This is a genomic window from uncultured Methanofollis sp., assembly GCF_937919355.1.
Classification (GTDB): Archaea; Halobacteriota; Methanomicrobia; order Methanomicrobiales; family Methanofollaceae; genus Methanofollis.
The window spans coordinates 1-2079 of the sequence record NZ_CALFSA010000046.1 but is presented as its reverse complement, the minus strand read 5'-3'; the positions used below and the strand labels follow the sequence as shown (position 1 = coordinate 2079).

Below are 2079 nucleotides of genomic sequence, written 5' to 3'. Positions count from 1 at the left end.
ACGCCGCGCACCCTTCGCCTTCACCCTCTCCGCAAGATCAGCGGCACGAATCAATGACATGGACCCCGTGTTCGTCGACATCGATGGTGACGAGCGTGGTGAACGGGCGGTCGAGGGAGGGGTTCCCACGCCGGATCACGACGCAGATATCCTTGATCTCCGCACCGGCGCTCTCCAGGGCGGTGATGACCGACTTGAGAGTGCCGCCCGTGGAGATCACGTCGTCGATGATGACGACGCGATCGCCCTTCTCGATCCCGTTCAGGTAGAGTTGCCCGCTCGAGTAACCGGTCGACTGGTGGACGGCGACCTCGCCCGGGAGGTTATACTGGCGCTTCCTGATGATGTTCAGGGGGATATCGGTCACAAGGGAGAGGGCGGTCCCGATGTGGATGCCCATCGCCTCGGCGGTGACGATCTTATCGACGCCGCGGAGGTCCATGACGCTGACCATCGCACATGCCACCTCACGGAGGAGGCAGGGGTCGAGGAGAGGCACGCCGTCTGTAATCGGGTGGATGAAGTAGTTGTAGTCTCCCCGCCGCACAATAGGACAGGACTCAAGCGATGATTTCAGCCTTTCAAGCATCGATTTCACCTACGTCTCTGAGGTATTCTTCGATCACGTCCCTGTGGACGTGGGGCATCATGACCATACGCATATGCCCGCGCCGCGTCCAGGAGACCCGCCAGCCCGGCGGAACGGCGCCGGCCTCGAAGGTTGCCACATTCAGGTCGGGAGTGACGGCCCGACGGTACCCGAAGGTTTCCATACCCTCGATGAGCCGTGCGGTATTCTTCATGCACCCCTCGACGACCGCCTTCATCCCGCTCATGCCGAGGTACTCGAGGACGGCGAAGGCCCCGACGACCGCACCGCCAGAACGCGTCCCGGCAAGGGTGCACTCCTGCTTCACGGTGAGGTACGGCGTCTCCACGTTGAGGAGGTTGAACCAGGCGGGGTCCCGGACGACAAGACATCCGCACGGGATCGTGCTCATCCCCATCTTATGGGGGTCGACGGCGACGCTCGAAACGCCAGGGACGGCAAAGTCGAAGGGGATCGTCTTCTGCAGGAAGGGGATGACAAGGCCGCCGAAAGCGGCGTCCACATGGAGGGGAACGCCCCTGTCATGGGCAATCCCGGCGATCTCCGGGATCGGGTCGACGACGCCGTATTCTGTCGTCCCGGCGATCCCGACGACGCAACAGGTGTTCCCGTCGATACGCTCCTGCAGGGCGGCGGTGTCCACCCTGAAGGTCTCGTCGCAGGGCACGGTCCGCATCTCGATGTGGAGGATATCGCAGGCCTTTTCAAAGGAAAAATGCGCCGACTCCGGGACGATCACATTCGGGCGGCGCGACTCCTTCATCTTTGCATAGATCCTGAGGGCCTGGAGGTTCGACTCGGTCCCGCCCGAGGTCGCATAACCCCCGGCATGGGGGTGGTGGAAAAGGGTGCCGATACGTTCCACCAGGAGTTCCTCGATGGACGCCGTCCCCCGGAAAAGGCCGGGGTCGCCGAGGTTCGCTTCGATGAACATCTGGTGCGCACGCACTGCTACCGGGTGGGGGACCGTGCACATCGAGCTGAGTACATGGTGGTAATTAGAATCCTCTCTTTTCTTCAAAGAGAGGAAGGAAAAAAGTTCTTCCTCCGATATGCCTGTTTCACGCATTCTTGAGTCTCACAGAGTCGAGGATCATCCGCTTCTCCGTCCGCGCTGCAGTCTCGCGGATCTTCGGGACAGCGTCGATATTTGCCGAAACACTCGTGATACCGTTCTCGATGAGCCACTCGACCATTGCAGGATCAGAACCGGCCTGACCGCAGATGGAGCACTCGACATGGTACTGCCGGCAGACGGCGATGGCGTCCTTGATCAGCTTGAGGACTGCCGGGTGCCGCGGGTTGTACATCGGGGCAACGAGTTCGTTGTTCCGGTCGATGGCGATGGTATACTGGATCAGGTCGTTCGTGCCGAAGGAGGCGAAGGAGATGCCGGCCTTGCAGAAGTCCTCGATGAGGATCGCGCAGGCCGGGATCTCGATCATGACGCCGAGGGCGACCTCGTCCAC

Annotated in this window: 3 protein-coding genes; all 3 read right to left on the bottom strand. The window is 61.5% G+C overall.

All coding sequences use genetic code 11. The features are described 5' to 3' along the window. Nucleotides 1-37 precede the first annotated feature (37 nt). A complete protein-coding gene (gene hpt / locus Q0520_RS02375; protein WP_298666067.1) occupies nt 38-589 on the bottom strand; it encodes a hypoxanthine/guanine phosphoribosyltransferase in 552 nt (183 codons plus the stop codon). Next, nucleotides 582-1679 carry a tyrosine decarboxylase MfnA gene (gene mfnA, locus Q0520_RS02370; protein ID WP_298666064.1) on the bottom strand — a complete coding sequence of 366 codons (1098 nt, stop codon included), beginning with the start codon at nt 1677-1679 and terminating at the stop codon, nt 582-584. Before mfnA ends, hpt begins: the two co-directional genes overlap by 8 nt. Then, a partial coding sequence (locus Q0520_RS02365; RefSeq protein ID WP_342765231.1) for a putative PEP-binding protein occupies nt 1672-2079 on the bottom strand: 408 nt, incomplete at its 5' end. The genes mfnA and Q0520_RS02365, both read right to left, overlap by 8 nt.

Coding starts and splice junctions, on each gene's coding strand:
- hpt (WP_298666067.1), bottom strand. CDS start 589: ATGCTTGAAAGGCTGAAATCATCGCTTGAGTCCTGTCCTATTGTGCGG.
- mfnA (WP_298666064.1), bottom strand. CDS start 1,679: ATGCGTGAAACAGGCATATCGGAGGAAGAACTTTTTTCCTTCCTCTCT.